Annotated in this window: 13 protein-coding genes and 2 tRNA genes; 11 read left to right on the plus strand and 4 right to left on the minus strand. The window is 50.2% G+C overall.

Features of this window, described 5'->3' with window-relative positions:
• The first annotated feature begins 4 nt into the window (after positions 1-4).
• The 6 genes from purH (at position 5) to rodA (ending at position 7,526) form a co-directional block, all read left to right on the plus strand.
• The gene (gene purH, locus ABDW72_RS04570; RefSeq protein WP_347157280.1) at positions 5-1,534 is read left to right on the plus strand and encodes a bifunctional phosphoribosylaminoimidazolecarboxamide formyltransferase/IMP cyclohydrolase; all 1,530 of its coding nucleotides are present in this window, start codon (positions 5-7) and stop codon (positions 1,532-1,534) included.
• Between the two features lie 460 nt (positions 1,535-1,994).
• Positions 1,995-3,020: a rod shape-determining protein gene (locus ABDW72_RS04575; RefSeq protein ID WP_347157281.1), complete on the plus strand. Its 1,026-nt coding sequence runs from the start codon at positions 1,995-1,997 to the stop codon at positions 3,018-3,020.
• Positions 3,021-3,029: 9 nt separating this feature from the next.
• Positions 3,030-3,896 (plus strand): rod shape-determining protein MreC, encoded by an 867-nt coding sequence (gene mreC / locus ABDW72_RS04580; protein ID WP_347157282.1) that lies wholly within the window; start codon positions 3,030-3,032, stop codon positions 3,894-3,896.
• Positions 3,886-4,413 (plus strand): hypothetical protein, encoded by a 528-nt coding sequence (locus ABDW72_RS04585; RefSeq protein WP_347157283.1) that lies wholly within the window; start codon positions 3,886-3,888, stop codon positions 4,411-4,413. The genes mreC and ABDW72_RS04585 overlap by 11 nt, the downstream gene beginning before the upstream one ends.
• Positions 4,414-6,240, plus strand: a complete 1,827-nt coding sequence (mrdA, locus tag ABDW72_RS04590) for a penicillin-binding protein 2 (RefSeq protein WP_347157284.1) — start codon at positions 4,414-4,416, stop codon at positions 6,238-6,240.
• Positions 6,204-7,526 (plus strand): rod shape-determining protein RodA, encoded by a 1,323-nt coding sequence (gene rodA / locus ABDW72_RS04595; protein WP_347157285.1) that lies wholly within the window; start codon positions 6,204-6,206, stop codon positions 7,524-7,526. The genes mrdA and rodA overlap by 37 nt, the downstream gene beginning before the upstream one ends.
• A gap of 176 nt (positions 7,527-7,702) precedes the next feature.
• Here rodA and ABDW72_RS04600 read toward each other — a convergent pair whose 3' ends face one another.
• The gene (locus ABDW72_RS04600) at positions 7,703-8,134 is read right to left on the minus strand and encodes a hypothetical protein (RefSeq protein ID WP_347157286.1); all 432 of its coding nucleotides are present in this window, start codon (positions 8,132-8,134) and stop codon (positions 7,703-7,705) included.
• 193 nt (positions 8,135-8,327) lie between these two features.
• On the opposite strand from ABDW72_RS04600, the gene ABDW72_RS04605 reads away from it, so the two are divergent.
• Entirely contained in the window at positions 8,328-9,833 is a 1,506-nt protein-coding gene (locus tag ABDW72_RS04605; RefSeq protein ID WP_347157287.1) for a DUF6056 family protein, read from the plus strand.
• A gap of 132 nt (positions 9,834-9,965) precedes the next feature.
• Here the strand turns inward: ABDW72_RS04605 and ABDW72_RS04610 are convergent.
• The 3 genes from ABDW72_RS04610 to mutS form a co-directional block, all read right to left on the minus strand.
• Positions 9,966-10,049: transfer RNA gene (locus ABDW72_RS04610), tRNA-Leu, on the minus strand.
• A gap of 86 nt (positions 10,050-10,135) precedes the next feature.
• Positions 10,136-10,208, minus strand: a tRNA-Gly gene (locus tag ABDW72_RS04615).
• 142 nt (positions 10,209-10,350) lie between these two features.
• A complete protein-coding gene (gene mutS / locus ABDW72_RS04620) occupies positions 10,351-12,984 on the minus strand; it encodes a DNA mismatch repair protein MutS (RefSeq protein ID WP_347157288.1) in 2,634 nt (877 codons plus the stop codon).
• Positions 12,985-13,236: 252 nt separating this feature from the next.
• On the opposite strand from mutS, the gene ABDW72_RS04625 reads away from it, so the two are divergent.
• The 4 genes from ABDW72_RS04625 to ABDW72_RS04640 all read left to right on the plus strand — a co-directional run bounded on the left by ABDW72_RS04625 (position 13,237) and on the right by ABDW72_RS04640 (position 19,317).
• Complete coding sequence (locus ABDW72_RS04625) at positions 13,237-13,776, plus strand: RNA methyltransferase (protein WP_347157289.1); 540 nt, start codon at positions 13,237-13,239, stop codon at positions 13,774-13,776.
• 329 nt (positions 13,777-14,105) lie between these two features.
• Entirely contained in the window at positions 14,106-16,583 is a 2,478-nt protein-coding gene (locus ABDW72_RS04630; RefSeq protein ID WP_347157290.1) for a TonB-dependent receptor, read from the plus strand.
• Positions 16,584-17,199: 616 nt separating this feature from the next.
• On the plus strand, positions 17,200-18,198 hold the full coding sequence (locus tag ABDW72_RS04635) for a dipeptidase (RefSeq protein ID WP_347157291.1): 999 nt from the start codon (positions 17,200-17,202) through the stop codon (positions 18,196-18,198).
• A gap of 459 nt (positions 18,199-18,657) precedes the next feature.
• Complete coding sequence (locus tag ABDW72_RS04640) at positions 18,658-19,317, plus strand: hypothetical protein (protein WP_347157292.1); 660 nt, start codon at positions 18,658-18,660, stop codon at positions 19,315-19,317.
• Positions 19,318-19,590 lie beyond the last annotated feature (273 nt).

Here is a 19,590-nt window from a genome sequence, read left to right on the forward strand (position 1 = left end):
CATTATGCAACCTGTTAAAATAAAATCTGCACTTATCTCCGTATACTATAAAGAACGTCTGGAGCCGCTCGTGGAGCTTTTAAAGCAACACAACGTCACCATTTACTCTACCGGCGGCACGCAGGCTTTCCTGGAAGAGCAGGGCGCCGAAGTGGTGGCTGTAGAAGACCTGACGGCTTATCCTTCCATTTTCGGAGGCCGTGTGAAAACGCTGCACCCCAAAGTGTTTGGTGGCATTCTGCACCGCCGCGACAACGAAACCGACCTGTCTGAAAGAGCGCAATACGAGATTCCTCCCATCGACCTAGTAATTGTAGACCTGTATCCTTTTGAAGAGACCGTTGCAGCCGGCGCCGCTGAAGCCGATGTGATCGAGAAGATCGATATCGGTGGGATTTCGCTGATCCGCGCTGCCGCTAAGAACTTTAAAGATGTGCTGATCGTCTCGTCAAGAGAGCAGTATGACGAGGTGGTGGACCTGCTGCGCAGCAAAGACGGCGCGACCGAACTGCAAGATCGTAAGCGCTTTGCAGCCAAAGCTTTTGATGTTTCCTCACACTACGATACGCATATCTTCAATTACCTGAATGGCAGCCAGGAAGCACCTGAGCCAGCTTTCAAGCAGAGCCTGCGCGAGGCTACCCCACTCCGTTACGGCGAGAACCCGCACCAGAAAGGCGCTTTTTACGGCAAACTCGACGACCTGTTTGAGCAACTGAACGGCAAGCAACTATCTTATAACAACCTGGTAGATGTGGATGCGGCTGTAGCCCTGGCCGCAGAGTTCGACGAAACCGTAGTAGCCATCCTGAAGCACACCAACGCCTGCGGCGTAGCCACTGGCGCCACCGTAAAGGCCGCTTACTTAAATGCTTTATCTTCCGATCCGGTGTCTGCGTTTGGCGGGGTGATCATCACCAACAAAACGGTAGACATGGCAGCGGCTGAAGAACTGAACAAGCTGTTTTTTGAAGTAGTGATCGCGCCTGCATTTGATGCCGATGCGCTGGACCTGCTTAAGACCAAGAAAAACCGTATTATTCTGAAGCAGAAACCGGTGGAACTGCCAACCAAGCTGTTCAAGACCTTGCTCAACGGTGTGATAGAGCAGGACAAGGACCTGGCCACCGAAACAGAGGCGGACCTTAAAACCGTAACCAAACGCGAGCCAACTGCCGAAGAGAAAAAGGCGCTCGTATTTGCAGCCAAAGTATGCAAGCACACCAAATCCAACACCATCGTACTGGCAACTGATAAAATGATGTTCTCGAGCGGTGTAGGCCAGACCTCCCGTGTAGATGCCTTGCGCCAGGCCATTGACAAAGCAAAAAGCTTCGGTTTCGACGTGAGCCAGACGGTGATGGCCTCCGACGCTTTCTTCCCCTTCCCGGATTGCGTGGAGATCGCAGACCAGGCAGGCATCAAAGCGGTAGTGCAGCCGGGCGGTTCCATCAAAGACCAGGACTCTATCGCTTACTGCGATGCGCACAACATGGCCATGGTGATGACGGGCGTGCGACACTTTAAACATTAAAAGTATACTTGTTGATTTCCAAAGCCCCGACTGCTGCCATGGTCGGGGCTTTTTTATTTCACTATACTTGCTCCCACAACTACAGCTTAAAGCATCCGGCACAGGTTAGAAGTATAACGCACTTTGTTGCTAGAGGCAAAGTGGCCCGCAAAGTATCGCAGAAAACAAGCAGATCAGGAAAGAATGAAGTACCGCAGCAGCCTCGTACATATACTTACGCACTTTTCACGCTATACTTGTAGCTGCCAATAAAGTATTCTACAGCCATTTTTGTACTTTCCGGCCTGTTATACTTAGTAGGAACTTAGCACGGGTCCTGAAAAAAAATATATTCCGGCTGCATAAGAGGAACTGCCATTATTAATTCCGCTGAATTTCACTAATTTTGCCCCAAGTTTTTGACCAAAAACATTGTATATATAAAATATAATTAGGCAGTGCTGGCCTATACTTCTTTAAAATGGGACTATTCAACTTTTTGACGAGTGATATAGCGATTGACCTGGGTACCGCTAATACCCTGATCATTCATAATGATAAAATTGTAGTTGACGAACCTTCGATCATCGCCGTAGATCGCACCACAGGCCGCGTACTGGCTATTGGCCGCAACGCCATGCAGATGCACGAGAAAACGCACGAGAACATCAAGACGATCCGTCCGCTGAAAGATGGCGTGATCGCTGACTTCCATGCGGCCGAAGAAATGATTCGAGGCATGATCAAGATGATCGATACAGGTCGTCGCTTGTTCCAGCCATCGCACCGCATGGTAATCTGCATCCCCTCGGGGATTACGGAGGTGGAGAAACGTGCTGTGCGTGACTCGGCCCAGCATGCCGGTGCCAAAGAAGTATGGATGATCCAGGAGCCAATGGCAGCTGCGATTGGTATTGGCATTGACGTGGAGCAGCCCATTGGCTCTATGATTGTGGATATCGGCGGTGGTACCACTGAGATTGCTGTGGTAGCCCTTTCCGGTATTGTATGCGATCAGTCTATCCGCATTGCCGGCGACGTGTTTACCAAAGACATCCTGGATTATATGCGCCGCCAGCACAACCTGCTGATCGGCGAGCGTTCTGCCGAGAAAATAAAGATCGAGGTGGGTGCTGCTTTGACCGAACTGGAAAACCCGCCAGCCGACTACGAGATCCGTGGCCGCGACCTGATGACAGGCATCCCGAAAGTGATCAAGGTTACTTACCAGGAAATTGCCATTGCACTGGATAAATCTGTTTCTAAAATAGAAGAGGCGGTACTGAAGGCGCTGGAAATTGCGCCGCCGGAGCTTTCTGCCGACATCTACGACAACGGTATTCACCTGACGGGTGGCGGTGCGTTGCTGCGGGGGCTGGATAAGCGCCTGGCTGCCAAAACCAAGCTGCCGATCCACATTGCTGAAGACCCGCTCAGAGCAGTGGTGCGGGGCACCGGAGCGGCTATCAAAAATATCGAAGGTTTCAAAAACGTCCTGCTGACGTAACAAGCCTGCATGCGGAATCTTTTTGCTTTCATATACCGGTTCCGTGCGTTCCTTGTGTTCGTGTTGCTGGAAGTGCTATGCGTGTACCTGATCGTGCGTTACAACACGTACCAGGGCGCAGCCTTTTTCAACTCGGCCGATAAGTATGTGGGGCAGGTGCTGGAGTTTCAGAGCGGTGTAACAGATTATTTCCGGCTGGCATCCATCAACAACACCCTGGCCCGTGAGAATGCAGCCTTACGCGAAGAAGTATTGCGCTTCCGGATGGCCGAGCAGGCAGACAGTACCAGTCAGCTGGATACCGCTTATTACGCTCCTACTGACACCTTGCGCGTGCTCCCTTATGTGCTGCATGCCGGCCGGGTGATCAACAACTCGGTGCGCCGCACCAATAATTACCTGACGCTCTCTGTGGGCACTGCCGACGGCGTACAGCCTGGAATGGGCGTTGTGTCAGACAAGGGCGTGGTGGGGCGCATCAAAACGGTATCCGAGCATTATGCCACGGTCACCTCGCTGCTGCACTCACAACTGCTAATCTCGGCGAAAATTAAAAAGAGCAACACCTTCGGCACTATTAAATGGACAGGAGGCGACTATCGCACAGCCAATTTAGATTATATTCCGCTGCACGAGCACCCGGCCACCGGCGATACCATTGTTACCAGCGGCTTTAACACCGTATTTCCGGAGGGGCTGATGGTGGGCACGATCAGTTCAGTGAAACGGGAGCCGGACAAAAGCTTTTTCACAATCCGGGTAAAGCTTTCCGTCGATTTTGCACAGCTTTCTTATGTATATGTGATCGAGAACATGCAGAAAATAGAGCGTGACAGCTTAGAACAAAAGGCAGGTATACTTCCAGATGAAGAATAGATTCGGCATCAAAAATATCGTGCAGTTTGTACTGTTTGTGGCACTGCAGATCCTGCTGATGGATAACCTGGTGCTCTATGGCATGGGCTTCTGCTTTATTTATGTGGCCTTTCTGCTTTTTCTGCCCATCAACATCAACCGCGTGCTGCTGCTTTTCCTAGGCTTTTTGGTTGGGTTTACAGTTGATGTCTTTTACGACACAGTCGGCATACATGCGGCTGCCAGTGTGTTATTGGCGTTTTTAAGGCCATTCGTTTTGAACCTTCTCACACCACGTGATGGTTACGATACCAACGATGCAGTAAACATACATGTGATGGGCGTCCGCTGGTTTTTGGCTTATACTTTTATCCTGCTGCTGGCACACCATTTGGCGGTCTTCTTCCTCGAAACCATCAGCTTTACAGAAGCGTGGTTTACGCTGGCAAAAGTGCTGCTCAGCACACTGTTTACCGGCATTGTGATGGTTATTCTACAACTACTGTTCTTCTCGGTTAAGCGGGCGAATAGAATTTAAATGAATTATTTAGAAAACAGAAAGTACGTTATTCAAGGCGTTTTCCTGCTAGTGGGAGCTCTCTTCGCCTTGCGCCTTTTCTACATTCAGGTAATTGACAGCAGCTACAAACAGGCGGCCGAAACCAATGCGATCAAAACGGTTATCCAGTATCCTTTCCGGGGGTTGATCTATGACCGCAACGGCAAACTGCTGGTGCAGAACACGCCTGTATACGACCTGATGGTGGTGCCCAAAGAGGCAAAAGACGTGGATACCTTACGCCTTTGCCACCTGCTGAACCTACCTCTGGAGGATGTGCGTCTGCGCCTGAGAAAAGCTCGGACGTTCTCTTATGTGCAGCCCTCAGCCTTTTACCAGAAGCTGAGCACGCAGGAGATGGCTCACATACAGGACAACCTCATCGACTTTCCAGGTTTCTATATAAATGCCCGCACGGCCCGCGGTTACCCGCAGGCCAGCCTGTCGCATGCGTTGGGCTATATTGCCGAGATCAGCCCGAAGCAGTTGGAGAACCCCACCTACAAAGGTTACCGCCCTGGCGATTATATTGGCAAGAGCGGCATTGAGCTGGAGTATGAGAAATACCTGATGGGCAGGCGCGGCGTGAAGTATAAAATGGTGAACGTGCGCGGCATTGAGAAAGGCTCCTTTAAAAATGGCGCTTACGACACGCTTTCCGTGGCCGGCCAGAACCTGACCAGTACCATCGACCTGGACCTGCAGGAGTATGGCGAGTACCTGATGAACGGCGCCAAAGGAAGTGTAGTAGCCATTGAGCCTTCTACAGGCGAAATATTGGCTTACGTTTCGGCCCCGTTTTACGATCCGAACCTGTTCACAGGCAAGGAGTACGGCAAGAACTACATGACGCTGCTCAAGGATCCGGACAAGACCATGTTCAACCGCCCGATCATGGCCAGCAGCAACCCACCGGGCTCTATCTTTAAACTGGCGCAATCGCTGGTGGCGCTGCAGGATGGCATCATTACACCTAACACGGGTTTCCCATGCAACCAAAGCCTGATTAAATGCGCGCACGGACACCCGGCGCCTTCTAATTTAGCCTTGGCGATCAAGTACTCCTGTAACCCATACTTTTACCAAGTGTTTCGGGCAGAGGTAAACCAGGGAAAGTCGCCCAATACCTTCAAGGACACCTCGCTTGGCTTGGAGCACTGGCGGGAGCAAATCCTCAGTTTTGGCTTTGGTGATGAGCTTGGGGTAGACTTACCGAATGAGAAGAAAGGCATTATTGCCTCTCCGGCCATGTATGACCGCGTGTATGGCCAAAACCGCTGGAAATTTTCTACCATCTATTCGCTTAGTATCGGGCAGGGAGAGTTGGGTGTGACGCCCCTCCAGATGGCAAACTTTATGGCCATCATGGCTAACAGAGGCTTCTACTACGCGCCGCACATTATCAAATCGATTGGCAACAGCGGCCATCCGCTGCCGCAGTACGAGGAGCAGCACCATACCACCATCAACCCGAAATACTACGAGCCGGTGATACAGGGCATGGCCGATGTGGTAGCCTCCGGCACCGGCCGTAATGCCGACCTCCAGAAGCTGGGCATCACAGTATGTGGCAAAACAGGTACGGCCGAAAACCCGCAGGGCAAAGACCACGCTGTGTTTGTAGCCTTTGCCCCACGCGACAATCCGAAGATCGCCATCGCTGTGTATGTGGAGAATGCGGGCTTCGGCGCCCAGTCGGCCGCCCCGATTGCAGGTCTGATGATCGAAAAGTATTTAACCGACTCCGTGTCAAGAAAACCAATGGAAAAATGGGTGTTGAGCCGAAAGTACTTGGAGGTAGAATAACTACGCCGCAAAGCAGGCGCACCTCCAACCGTATGCTCCTGAACATGGACTGGGTATTGGTGTTGCTCTACTTCCTGCTGGTAGGTTTGGGTTGGATGAACATCTATGCCGCCGTGTATAGTCCCGACAATGTGGTTAACATCCTCAGCTTTGATATCAACTCTGGCAAACAGTTGGTGTGGATAGGCGCCTCGCTGGTGCTCATTATCGTACTGCTCGCCGTAGACTATAAAGTATACGAGCACCTGGCCTACCCTATCTATGGGGGCATTATCCTGCTGCTGCTGGTTACACTTGTGATCGCGAAGCCTATTGCCGGCTCCCGCTCCTGGCTTGATCTGGGAGGAGGTATCCGGCTGCAGCCGGCCGAGTTGGCCAAGTTCGCCACAGCCCTGGCAGCTTCTAAGTTTCTCGGAAGCGTAAACCTGCGCCACCAGAATTTCAAAGACCAGATGAAACTGGCAGCCATTACCCTGCTGCCGCCCATCATTATCGTGCTGCAGAACGAAACAGGATCTGCGCTTGTATTCGCCGCTTTTGTGCTGGCTTACTTTCGGGAAGGTATGTCGCCCCTGATCCTCATCATCGGTGGTTCTGCCGCTGCTATTTTCATCCTGACCCTCCTCATTCCCAAGTTATACCTGATCATTGCCATTACGGCGTTAATGGCCCTGGCTACCTGGCTGGACTATCGCCTGCTGCGCCGCTTCAAAACCATGATTCTGTTGTGGATGACGGTCGTCAGTATGATCTTCAGCGTGGACTACTTTGTAAACGATATCCTGCAGCCCCACCAGCAAAACCGCATTAAGGCGCTCATTAACCCCGAGGCCGACCCATTAGGCTTTGGCTGGAACGTGACGCAGTCGAAGATCGCGATTGGCTCCGGTGGCTTCTGGGGCAAGGGCTTCCTGGACGGCACACAAACCAAGTTTGACTTCGTGCCCGAGCAAAGCACCGACTTTATCTTCTGTACCATTGGCGAAGAGCAGGGATGGATCGGCAGCACCATACTGATAGCATTGTTCATGCTGCTGCTGGTACGCATCGTGTTTATTGCAGAGCGTCAGAAGTCCGTTTTCGGGCGAACCTATGGTTATTGCGTCGCCTCCATCATCTTCTTTCACTTTCTGGTAAACGTGGGTATGACGATTGGCTTAGCACCCGTAGTGGGAATTCCGCTGCCTTTCTTCAGCTACGGAGGCTCCTCGCTGTGGTCGTTCACCATTCTGCTGTTCATCCTCATTGCTATTGACGCCAACCGTACCCAGGAACTGGTGCGGTAATGTTGCTGGGATAAGTGATTCTTCTTGTAAAACCGGCAGTAAGAGGACAAAGCTGCTTTAGCAGATGTATTTAAGCATACTCTTTTGTATCACCTGATCGCCCTTATCAGCTACAGGAAGATAAGCAGAGTTGACCTTTACTTCGGGAGGTTTAACGAGGAGGCAGGAGCCAGGTTCTATGGCTTTGCTAGGTCTGCTTCTTGCTTTGCTTTGAGCCAACTCAAGGCTTCTTCCACCTTGTTAAATAGCTTTACTTGTATACTGGTCCCGATCTTTCCTTTCAGCAGTCTTTCTCCGGCTGACTCCCCAAAAGAATCAGGGCGTGCTACATGTGCCAGATACCTGATTCCGGCAGCATAAGCACGGGGCAGCCACTCTTTTTCAAGCCAAGGCACCGCATCCGCCCAGGGGCCAAAAAAGTTGGTATTGTCATTTAAACGGTAAGCACAGTGGCTTTCTTCATGCACCTGTAACCCGATAACTAAAGCATTTTTCAAGTCATGCAGCGAAGCAGTGCCTTCCCACACAGCCTCCACCACATTCAAATCCTTTTTGTATTCTATTTTATAAAAGGTTTTACCAAAAGCATTTTTACCTATTTTCAGCATGTACGAAGATGTGCTAAACAGACTTTTTTTGTTATTTATCAAAGGTAAAAATTAAAACGTACCCTGAAAATAAAATCCGTTCAGGATGTGTTAAAAATGTGAATCAGGAAAAACGCATAAGACAGCCGGTCATCTTGTGATTGGACTTAATCCCAAGTACTTTTCTTTATATTTGTAGTTTATCACTAAGCAAATGCAGCTAGATTCTACACCAAACAGCCATCGCTGTTACGTACCTATAATTTTATTAGGCATTTATGCAGTTCTGCCGTTTGTTATTCTTAGCATCTATAATCAACCTTCTGTGGATGACTTTGTTTACGCTATTAGGGACAATCGCAATAGCTTTATAGCTTCACTGCTTTATACCTATAATAATTGGTCAGGCCGATACTTTGCAACTGAAGTTTCCAGAATTAATCCCATCAGATTTCAATCGTGGTTCTGGTATAAAGCCTGCTCATTGCTATTTATAGTAGCTTTTATAGTAGTACTTCACGCTCTGTTAGCAAATATTTTCGGTAAGCATAAATTAAAACAACGAGTGGCACTAACAGGATTATGCACAATCGTGTTTTTCTCTCAGATGCCTAACATTTCACGGGGACTTTATTATATGAGTGCCTACCTGGCATATCAACTCCCGTGCATCCTTACTCTAGTACTACTGCTACTACTACTAAAATTTTTTAATGCAACTGGTAGAACAGCAAAAATTGGCTATCAGGTGAGTATTATGATTATCTGCATCGCTATAATTGGCTCAAACGTGTTATCTCTAATTTCTGTAATGACACTGTTATCTCTACTCCTGTTTCAATTATGGCGACGTCGGCACATGCAATACAAATATGTTTTGATACTATTCCTGTGCAGCTTGGCTGCCAGTTTAATCATGATTTTAGCCCCTGGCAACTATGTCAGAATGGGGCTTCACCCTAATGATTCCCAAAATTTTGTATGGTCTGCCTTGGCCTCCATTATACTTATTCCTACCTACTTCTATAAGTGGAGCATTCTGTTGATTGTTGTCTCCATATTATACATACTTCTATGGCAAAATGTGGTGGCTGATGGAAAACCTCACCGAAAGTTCTTTAGCGTACCTCTCCAACTCTCCTTAACATGCTTCTTAACAACACTTTTTCTTATGAATTTTGCCTATACATGGTCTGTAGGGGCAGTTCTTGAAACCAAAGTAGAAAATGTACTATATTTTTATTTTGTACTCGGATGGTTCTATAACCTACAAGTGGCTATGGAGAGGTTTGCCAACCAGGTACAACTAATACAGCAAAACTTTGTCGTTACCGCAGCTATCATGTTGCTCTTTATCCGGATGGTCTTCAATCTGGACAACAACATCAGCACAGCCTATCTTGACCTCTTATCTGGTAAAGCCGCACAGTTTAATGATGAGCTTAATACGCGTTATGCTTACTTGAGAGACTCTGAATGTGATGTTTGTATTGTCAAACCCTTATCCAAGATGCCGAAAAGCCTTTATATATTTGACCTTACCAATAAGCCAGAGGAAAAAGACTTGCTTGTAAATAACGCCACAATACAGTACTGGGGCAAGAAAAAAGTTTATCTATCAACTCCGGGTCCCTCTGGACCACCTCTGGAAATGAACAACCTAGCCACGCTACACGATATTGGAAGGTTAATTAAGCATAAGCTTCTTGGCACGAATTGATTATGCTTACTTTCAAATTTCAGAGATCTATTCTACGCCAGAAATCAAAGAAGCACTTCAATGGAAAAGCCCTGCTTGAAATCCAAGCGGGGCTTTTCCATTGATTGATTTAATATCGCTAAAGTTCATTAGTACCAGGAGCGGGAATCGAACCCGCACGGACTTGCGTCCACAAGATTTTAAGTCTTGCGTGTCTACCAATTCCACCATCCCGGCAAGCTTCAGGCACGTTTCCTGAGGCAATAGCTGCAAAAAACAAAGACGTTGTTTATCACAACGTCTTCTTGTTAAGCTTTTCGCGGAGCGGGAGACGGGATTCGAACCCGCGGCCTCGACCTTGGCAAGGTCGCGCTCTACCAACTGAGCTACTCCCGCTTTTTTGTTTTACCAAACCGCCGTAGTGATTTAGTGATGCAAAGATAGAGACAAAAACTGACTTGTCAATAGGTGACCTAAAAAAAATCTGCCACTCCGCTCGTTTAAGCTGATAATCAGTCAGAAAATTTACAGCACTACATTACTTCACCGCCTCGCGTTGCTTGTTCTCCAGCAGCAGTTTTAATTCGTTCAGCTTCAGCAGCGCTTCTACAGGCGTAATAGTGTTGATGTCCAGCTTGTCGAACGCTTCTTTGATGCGCTCCAGCTGCGGGTCGTGCAGCTCAAACATGCTGAGCTGGTAATTACTCTTCGGAGCCGATTTCATCTTCTGCTCCGGCGCCTGCTCGGTTACCTTCTCCTGCTCCAGGTGGTGCATGATCTCGTTGGCACGCAGTACCACACTGTTGGGCATACCGGCCATCTGCGCCACATGTATCCCGAAGCTGTGCTCGCTGCCGCCTTCCACCAGCTTGCGCATGAACAGAATCTTGCCCCCCGCCTCACGCACCGACACGTTGAAATTCTTCACGCGCGGCAGGTCCTCGGCCAGCTGGTTGAGCTCGTGGTAGTGCGTGGCGAACAGCGTTTTGCCTTTATACTTGGGGTGGTTGTGCAGGTGCTCCACAATGGCCCAGGCAATCGAAATGCCGTCGTAGGTGCTGGTGCCACGCCCAATCTCGTCCATCAGCACCAGGCTTCGGTCTGAGAGGTTGTTGAGGATGCTGGCGGTCTCCGTCATCTCCACCATAAAGGTTGATTCGCCTTTGGAGAGATTATCCGACGCACCCACGCGGGTAAAGATTTTATCGATGATGCCGATGCTGGAAGCCTCTGCCGGCACAAAAGAGCCGATCTGGGCCATCAGCACGATCAGGGCCGTTTGGCGGAGCAGAGCACTTTTACCGGCCATGTTCGGCCCGGTGATGATGATGATCTGCTGCGTTTCGTTGTCCAGAAAGATGTCGTTCGGCACGTATTTTTCACCCAACGGCAGCTGCTTCTCAATCACCGGGTGACGGCCTTTTTTGATGTCGAGCACATGGCTGTCGCTCACCTCCGGCTTCACATACTTATTGGTTAGGGCAATGCAGGCAAAGGAGCTCAGGCAGTCGATCACGCCGATCACTTTGGCATTTTGCTGCACCTGCGCCACATAATCCAGCGCCTGAAGTACCAGCTCGTTAAACAGGTTATATTCTATTGTATAGATGCGATCCTCGGCGTTCAGAATCTTCTCCTCGTAAGTCTTCAGCTCTTCGGTAATATAACGCTCCGCATTTACCAGCGTCTGTTTCCGGATCCAGGAGGTGGGCACTTTGTCTTTGTGCGCATTGCTTACCTCCAGGTAATAGCCGAATACTTTGTTATAGGCAATTTTAAGAGAGCTGATACCGGTGTTCTTCACCTCGCGCTGCTGCAGCTGCGCCAGGTAATCTTTGCCGGAGAAGGCGATGCTGCGCAGCTCGTCCAGCTCGGCATCCACCCCGTCGTTGATCATGTTGCCCTGGTTGGCAAGCAGGGGCACTTCTGGCTTCAGCGTGTTCTTGATCTCTTCGCGCAGGCCGTCGCAGGGAGCCAGCTGTGCCGCCAGCTTTTGCAGCGCCGGAATATCGCTTAGCGCCAACGAGGTCTGGATCGGCACGATAGCATCCAGTGCCTTGGCCAGCTGCACCAGCTCGCGCGGGTTTACGCGACGCACTGCCACTTTAGAAATGAGGCGCTCCAGGTCGTTTATACTTTTGAGGTGCTGCGTCAGCTCGTCCAGCAGCTCGCGGTGCTGCATGAGCGCCTCCACCGTGTCGAGGCGGCGGCGAATCTGTGCCACATCCTTCAGCGGCAGCACTACCCACTTTTTAAGCAGGCGCGCGCCCATAGGCGTCACCGTCTGGTCGAGTACCTGGATCAGGGGCACTCCCTCCTGGTGCTGCGGAAACAGCAATTCGAGGTTACGCACCGTAAAGCGGTCGAGCCATACATACTTGTCCTCCTCCAGGCGGGAGATAGTGGCAATATGGCTGATTTCGTGGTGCTGCGTTTCGGAGAGGTAATGCAGAATAGCACCCGCCGAAATGATGCCCTCATGCATCCCCTCAATACCAAACCCTTTAAGCGAGGTGGTCTTAAACTGGCGCGTCAGCGACTCATAGGCGAAATCATACTTAAACACCCACTCCTCCAGCGCATAGTAGCGGAAGTCAGGGCCATAGCGGTCGTTAAACATCTCTTTCTCGCGCTTGCAAAAAAGCACCTCGGCCGGCGCCAGGCTCTGCAGTAGCTTGCCAATATAATTTTTATCGCCCTGCGCGGTGATAAACTCACCGGTGGAAATATCCAGAAAGGAAATGCCTGTTTCGGTTTTGCCAAAGTGTACGGCGGCCAGGTAATTGTTGCTGCGCTTCTCCAGCACCTGATCGTTGAAGGAAACGCCCGGTGTTACCAGCTCCGTCACACCGCGCTTCACAATGCCTTTCACCGATTTAGGATCTTCGAGCTGGTCGCAGATAGCCACGCGCTCGCCCGCCCGTACCAGTTTGGGCAGGTACGTATCGAGGGAATGATGCGGAAAACCTGCAAGCGCTACTTCAGAAGGCGAACCCGCACCGCGCTTGGTCAAAACGATGTCCAGTATCTTACTCGCCTTAACGGCATCCTCGCCAAAGGTTTCGTAAAAGTCTCCTACCCTGAACAGCAGCAGCGCCCCCGGGTGCCTCGCCTTAATGGCGTTGTACTGCTTCATCAGTGGGGTAACGGTGCCTTTATCTTCTCCTTTCATACCTGGTTATACTTTGACGGATGCTGTTGCATCTTCGTAATGAATGCTGAATTATAAATAACGGATGGTTACCCACCCCTATCCCTCCGCCAAGGAGGAATTTATACTTGCTGCACCGGAGCAACTTAGTAGCCATGCGGTCCTTTTACTTTCGCAAGAGTTTGATTTCTGCTTTTGCTGCCGGACCTTTGTAACAACACAGGCTTCCATAAAAATCCGTTATACTTTGCCTGTGTCATTTATCTCAAAGAAATGCGCAAACTTTCGATGGACGACCTGAACCGCGACTCGGTTGAGGCATTCAAAAATAAGAAAAAAATACCGTTAGTCTTGGTGCTCGACAATGTTCGGAGCCTGAATAATGTAGGTTCTGTGTTTCGCACGGCCGATGCCTTTATGGCCGAAAAAGTATACCTTTGCGGCATTACCGGCAAGCCGCCCCACCGCGACATCGAGAAAACAGCCCTGGGCGCAACGGAGTCAGTAGACTGGGAGCATGTGCCCGACACGCTGGAACTGGTAAAGCAGCTAAAGGCCGATGGCTACAAAGTATGTTCGGTGGAGCAGGCCGAGCGCAGCACCATGCTCCATAACTTTCAGCCGGAGCAGGGGCAAAAGTATGCCTTTGTGCTGGGCAACGAGGTATTCGGCGTGGAGCAGGAGGTGGTGAGCCTGTCGGATGTGGTGCTGGAAATTCCGCAGTTCGGCACCAAGCACTCGCTCAACATCTCGGTAGCTACCGGGGTGGTAGTCTGGGACTTCCTGAGCAAAACGCTGGCACAACAAGTATAAAGGTATACTTTAAGTCCGCTCTCCTGGCACACCCTGTTCGCTCCTACAGCTTGCCACATACCCTTAAAACACGGGGGCTCGCCATAAAAATTACCATCGCATTAAACCTATGCCGGCTTCCTCTGTCCTACTTCTTTAGTAAGTGCAACAGCTTCGCGGTGATTTTCCTGTTTATTCAGGCTGCATTTTAACTCCGCCGTGGCATTTGCATGGCTTCTGTAAACCGCAATTTCAAATAGTTAGATGATGCGCGGGCTATGGCTTTTACTGCTAAAAGCTCCTGGCCCGGCAGGCATCTTATTTCGATGTACCCGCAAAACCTACAAACTATGAATACAAAACTTTATCCGTTCTTACTTTTCCTGTTTCTTACACCGCACCTGCTTCCGGCCCAAAATCAACCTCCGGCCAGTGGTAGTGTAGCAGGCACAGTGGTACAGGGAACCTCTAATGCTCCTGTAGGCTTTGCTAACGTGGTGCTGCTCACTACGCAGGACTCCAGCCTTGTAACCGGTGCTACTTCTGACATAGAAGGCAGGTTTGTGCTGGAGCGTGTGCCCTATGGCCGGTTTATACTTCGCGTATCGCTGGTGGGCTACCCCAGCCGCTTTGTGCCGAACATCAACGTGACGGCAGCTAATCCGCAGATAAACCTGAGCCAGGTAGTGATGAAAGCATCGGCTACCAAGCTCAGCGAAGTACAGGTTACTACAGAGCGCCAGTTGGTGGAGTATAACCTCGACAAAAAAGTGGTGAACGTGAGCAAAGACATTGCAGCGCAGAGCGGCTCAGTGGCAGAGGTAATGCAGAATATTCCTTCTGTTACGGTAGATATCGACGGCAACGTGAGCATGCGCGGCAGCTCCAATGTGACTATTCTGGTAGATGGCAAACGCACGGCGCTATCAAACCTGAGCCTCGACCAGATACCGGCGAATCAGATAGAAAGTATAGAGCTCATCACCAACCCTTCCTCCAAGTATGACCCCGAAGGCACCTCGGGCATTATCAACCTGGTACTGAAAAAGGAGAAGAAACCAGGCATCAATGGATCTGCCTCTGTGACGGCGGGCACCTTCGACAACTATAACGCTTCGCTTTTCCTGAACTACCGCTACGATAAATGGTCCCTGACCGGGGGCTATGACTTTCGGCAACGCAAGCGGCCAGGCTCCCGCAACAGCTTTACCACCAACTATTATCGGGACGAGAGCGGGCTGCAGGTAGACAGCATCAGCTACCGCCGGCAGGAAAGCGACCGCAACAGCTCGGATGTTTCTCACAACTTCCGTTTCGGCGCCGACTACTATCTCACCCCCAGGCATACCTTGTCGGCCTCAGCACTGTACCGTCCGGGCACCGATAAAGACACGGAAAGTATTCTGTACCGCTTTCTGAACGAGCAGGAGCAGCTGACCAGTACGCGCTACCGCTATACTTCCGAAAGAGAAGACGAGAAGGCCATGGACCTGACGCTGGGCTACCGCCAGACCTTTGACCGGAAAGGGCAGGAACTGACAGCAGACCTGGTGTACACAACCAACGTAGACGACGAGGAAAGCAACTACCGGCAGGAGTACGGGGTTTCGGATGATCTCCCTTTGCTGCAGAACACACTAACTGACGACGCGAACAGACGGTTTACGGCACGGGCTGATTTTGTGCGGCCTATCTCTGAAGACAGTCGCCTGGAGGCCGGCTACCGCAGCACCTTTGAGCGCCTGGATGAAGATTCCCGGTTCTTTGACTACAACTATGACATTGGGAACTATGTATACAACACCGACCAGAGCAACCACTTTGTATACGACGAGCAGGTGCACGCCCTCTATGCCAATTACAGCAACAAGTTTAAAAGTATAAGCTACCAGTTTGGTGTGCGGGCCGAGCAAACGCTTACCACATCAGACCAGCGCACGCAGGACCAGGTATACCATAACAACTACTTCAGCCTGTTCCCGACCCTGTTCATCACCAACGATTTTGATAAGGACAATAAACTGCAGTTCAGCTATAGCCGCCGCATCAACAGGCCCCGAAGCCGCTTTCTGAATCCTTTTGTAGACCTTTCCGACCCATATGATGTGGATTATGGTAATCCGCGCCTCAACCCGGAGTTCATCAACTCGCTGGAGCTGGGCTACCTGCACTACTGGGGCAACTCCTCCTTTAACTTCACCACCTTCTTCCGCCGCACCAACGACCAGATCCAGCGCTACCGCGTGTCGAACACCGTGCTGGACGCCGAGGGGCAGCCGGTTACCCGGACAGAAACCACATTCATTAACCTTTCCAGCAACGCTTCTTACGGCGTGGAGCTGGCCCTAACGCAGGCTTTTACTAAATGGTGGCGCATGAACGCCAGTGCCTCAGGCTTTAAAACCGACCTGAACGACATTCAAGGGGGCACCGAGCTCAGCCGCAGCCAGTTTAGCTGGGATGCGAAATTAACTACCACCGCCACCATCTGGAAGAACATGGACATTCAGCTGTCTGCCTTTTACCGCGCGCCGATGGCTACCATACAAGGCCGCATGGAGCAGATGTTCAGCACTGATCTGGGCGTAAAAAAGGACGTGCTCAACAAAAAAGCGACCGTATCGCTTCGCGTGTCAGACATCTTTAACACCCGCCAGTTCAGGTTTGTCAGTTCCAGCCCGGATTTCCGAAGCGAAAACGAGTTCAGGCGCCAGAGCCGCATCATTTACCTCGGCTTCACCTACCGCATCAACAGCGATAATAATCCACGTAACAAGAAGCAGCAAGATGCGCAGCAGGAAGGACCGGATGAGGAGATGGGGTATTAACAAAGTAGTAAAAATTGTCTAACCTGGCGTTTTATAGCTTACCCTCGGCTTCATAGCCTGCCTTTTCCATCGCTGGCTTTTTGCGCTCCAAGCCTGCGAGGGCTTGTTTTCCCACTCGGCGCTGCTTTCGTTTCCTGCCCTCGTGCCTCGGGCTGCCTCGCTGAAGCTCGTCACCGGAAACTCTCGAGGCGCCTCACGGAAAAACTGGGAAAGCTTTTTCTCCGATCACTAAGAGGGGGAGATAGATATGCATCATACTTATCTGAATTGTTAAACATCTTTTGTAGAAAGCTACAGAGCTGAACAGCTTGCCAGGTGCACTTTATGCCACTCCACTGTTCGAGCGTTCAGCGAGTAGAGGTAGGGGGCCTCGATTTGGAGAGTCTTGATTCTTTTGCACTCCCTTCCTTCTTGTAAGGAGGGGTGCCGCAGGCGGGGTGATTCATCTCATCAAGGAGAAAAATAAGGCTCTGCCGGCGAGGCGAAAGCTGGCAGAATGCTTTGCAACTTAAGTATAGCGATGTACTTAAAGCAAGAGCTAAACTCCATATCCCAGTCCTTCTCTAAACCACTTTCTGCCCTTTCTCCGTATCTTCAGCTAACCAAAACAAGCACCATGAACCAACCCCTCCCCATCATCGACCTGCACTGCGACTTACTAGTATACTTAACGGATGTGCCGAACGCAGACATGAACAAGGTAGAGGAGATTGGCTGCGCACTGCCTGCCTTAACAGAGGGCAACGTGAAGCTGCAGGTAATGGCTATTTACTCTGCCACGGAGATCGGCAGCACCCGCTATGCTGCGCTGCAAAGCGAAATGTTTAAGCAATTGGCTGAAAGAGACAACTGCCTGACAGCGGTAACAGATGTGGAGAGCCTGCACCAGGCACTAAAAAACAAAGAAGGCGTGGGAATGGTGGCCGCCATCGAAAATGCTGCCGGCTTTTGCGAGGAAAATGAACCGCTGGAGGATGGCTTTAAGCGCCTCGAAAAGATCATTCAGGATTGTGGCCGTTTGCTCTACATCAGCTTTACCCACCACACCGCCAACCGCTTTGGTGGCGGCAACAACACGGCACAGGGCATTACGTCCGATGGCCGCATGCTGCTCGACTACCTGCACGGCCGCCGCATCTGCGTGGACCTCTCCCATACTTCCGACGCGCTGGCGCACGACATCCTCACGCACATTGATGTGGAAAAGCTGGACATCCCGCTCATTGCCAGCCACTCCAATTTCAGGCCGGTATGGCAGCACAACCGCAACCTGCCCGACGAGCTGACACAGGAGATCATCCGCCGCAAAGGCCTGATCGGCATGAACTTTCTGCGGGCTTTCCTACATGAAGAAGACCCGGAGGCACTGCTGCACCATATCCTGTACGGTCTAGACAAAGGGGCACAGGACAACATTTGCTTCGGGGCAGATTACTTCTACTTCCTCGACTCACCGGATAAAGACCGTTTCCCTTACTATTTTCAAGAGCATAGCCAGGCTGGTACCAGCTATACCCATATTCTGCAGCAACTAAAAGCGCAACTGCCACAAGAGCAATTAGAGAAGCTGGCTTATCGTAATGCAGCAGCCTTTATTCAGCGCATCTGGTCCTGAAATAACCTGCTGGGTAATACAAAGCTGCTGTGACAGATAACCGGAGCGTAGCTTTGCATAAATAATTAGTGTGCAATAAACTATTTTTTGTATATTTATTATACACTATACATAAAGCGCGCATTCTCACCCTAACATTTTATATATGAAATTTCTGGGACTCCTGTTGTTTCTCGCCGGCCTCGTATCACTTTTTCTTCAGTTCACGGGCGCTAATCTGCTTGTATTAAATTGGTTAGGCCAATGGGGCGAAACCACAAGCTGGATTATACGTATTGCTGTAACTATACTTGGAGCTATCATTTATTACCTTTTCCGCAACGATGATTAAATCTGGCAGCAAACTTTATATATAGAAAGTCTGCCATACGCCCGAAATATGCGTATATAACTACTAGCACCTGTACTGCGCCGTTCAGGAAGCTATTATCACTTGTAAATACATAACCGGAACAGCTCATGGATGCTCAGGAATATTCGCCGCACTACATACAGATAAACGAGCTATACATCGATACTGTCGTAATAGATGACACAGAGTTCATAACGCTGTGGTGCTTTACGGTGCTGGACGATGAGTATAAATTTGTGTACCTGGGCTGTGATTTCACACAGTTCAACCAAATCCTGATTGCGGCCGGCGATAAGGGCAAAGAGATTGCCCTGCACATGGCCAACATCCTGAACGAGCCTTACGATGCCCCCACGCTTATTCCGGTAAAAGAGCAATTTGACGAGTACCTGGAACTGACCGGCCACGACATTGTGGTGTATGAGCCGCTCGCAGTAGAAGATGATTTCGAGGAGTATGATGATGAAGACGATGACCTGCCGATAGAGCAGCTTTTTGGCGGCAAGCCAAACAAAACGCAGCAGAAATACATCATATACCAGCTCGATAAGCTTTATCCCTCCAAAATTTTTGAGCCCGAGAAACTTGTAAAGGAAGACCTGGCCGAATGCTTCGAAGACGATTCGCTGGAACTGGCGCAGCTATACTATGATTACTTAAATGCTGTAGAAAACGGGTACAACGAAGTGGAAGCTCGCCAGGTAGCCGGCCTGGAAAAAGAGCTCTTCTTCCGGATGGCCCGCAAAGCCTCCGAACTCTGGAAATAGTAACAGGCGCTATCCCACACTTTATACTTGCCATGTAGCAACGGCTTTAAGTATAATCCTAAACCTGGATGTATACTTTACTTATACCCGCTGCATACCATACTCCTATTGCTTTTAAACGCCAATACCTACAGTACGCAACCAACGTTTGACATCACATCCACATTCCGGTAGATATATCATACTTTCAGCGATTGGACAATAAGTATGTAGGCACAATGTGCTACGAAAGCAGGATCTCTCCCCTTTAAAATGTAGTTGTCAGAGCACAAG

This window comes from Pontibacter chitinilyticus (assembly GCF_039748935.1).
Classification (GTDB): Bacteria; Bacteroidota; Bacteroidia; order Cytophagales; family Hymenobacteraceae; genus Pontibacter; species Pontibacter chitinilyticus.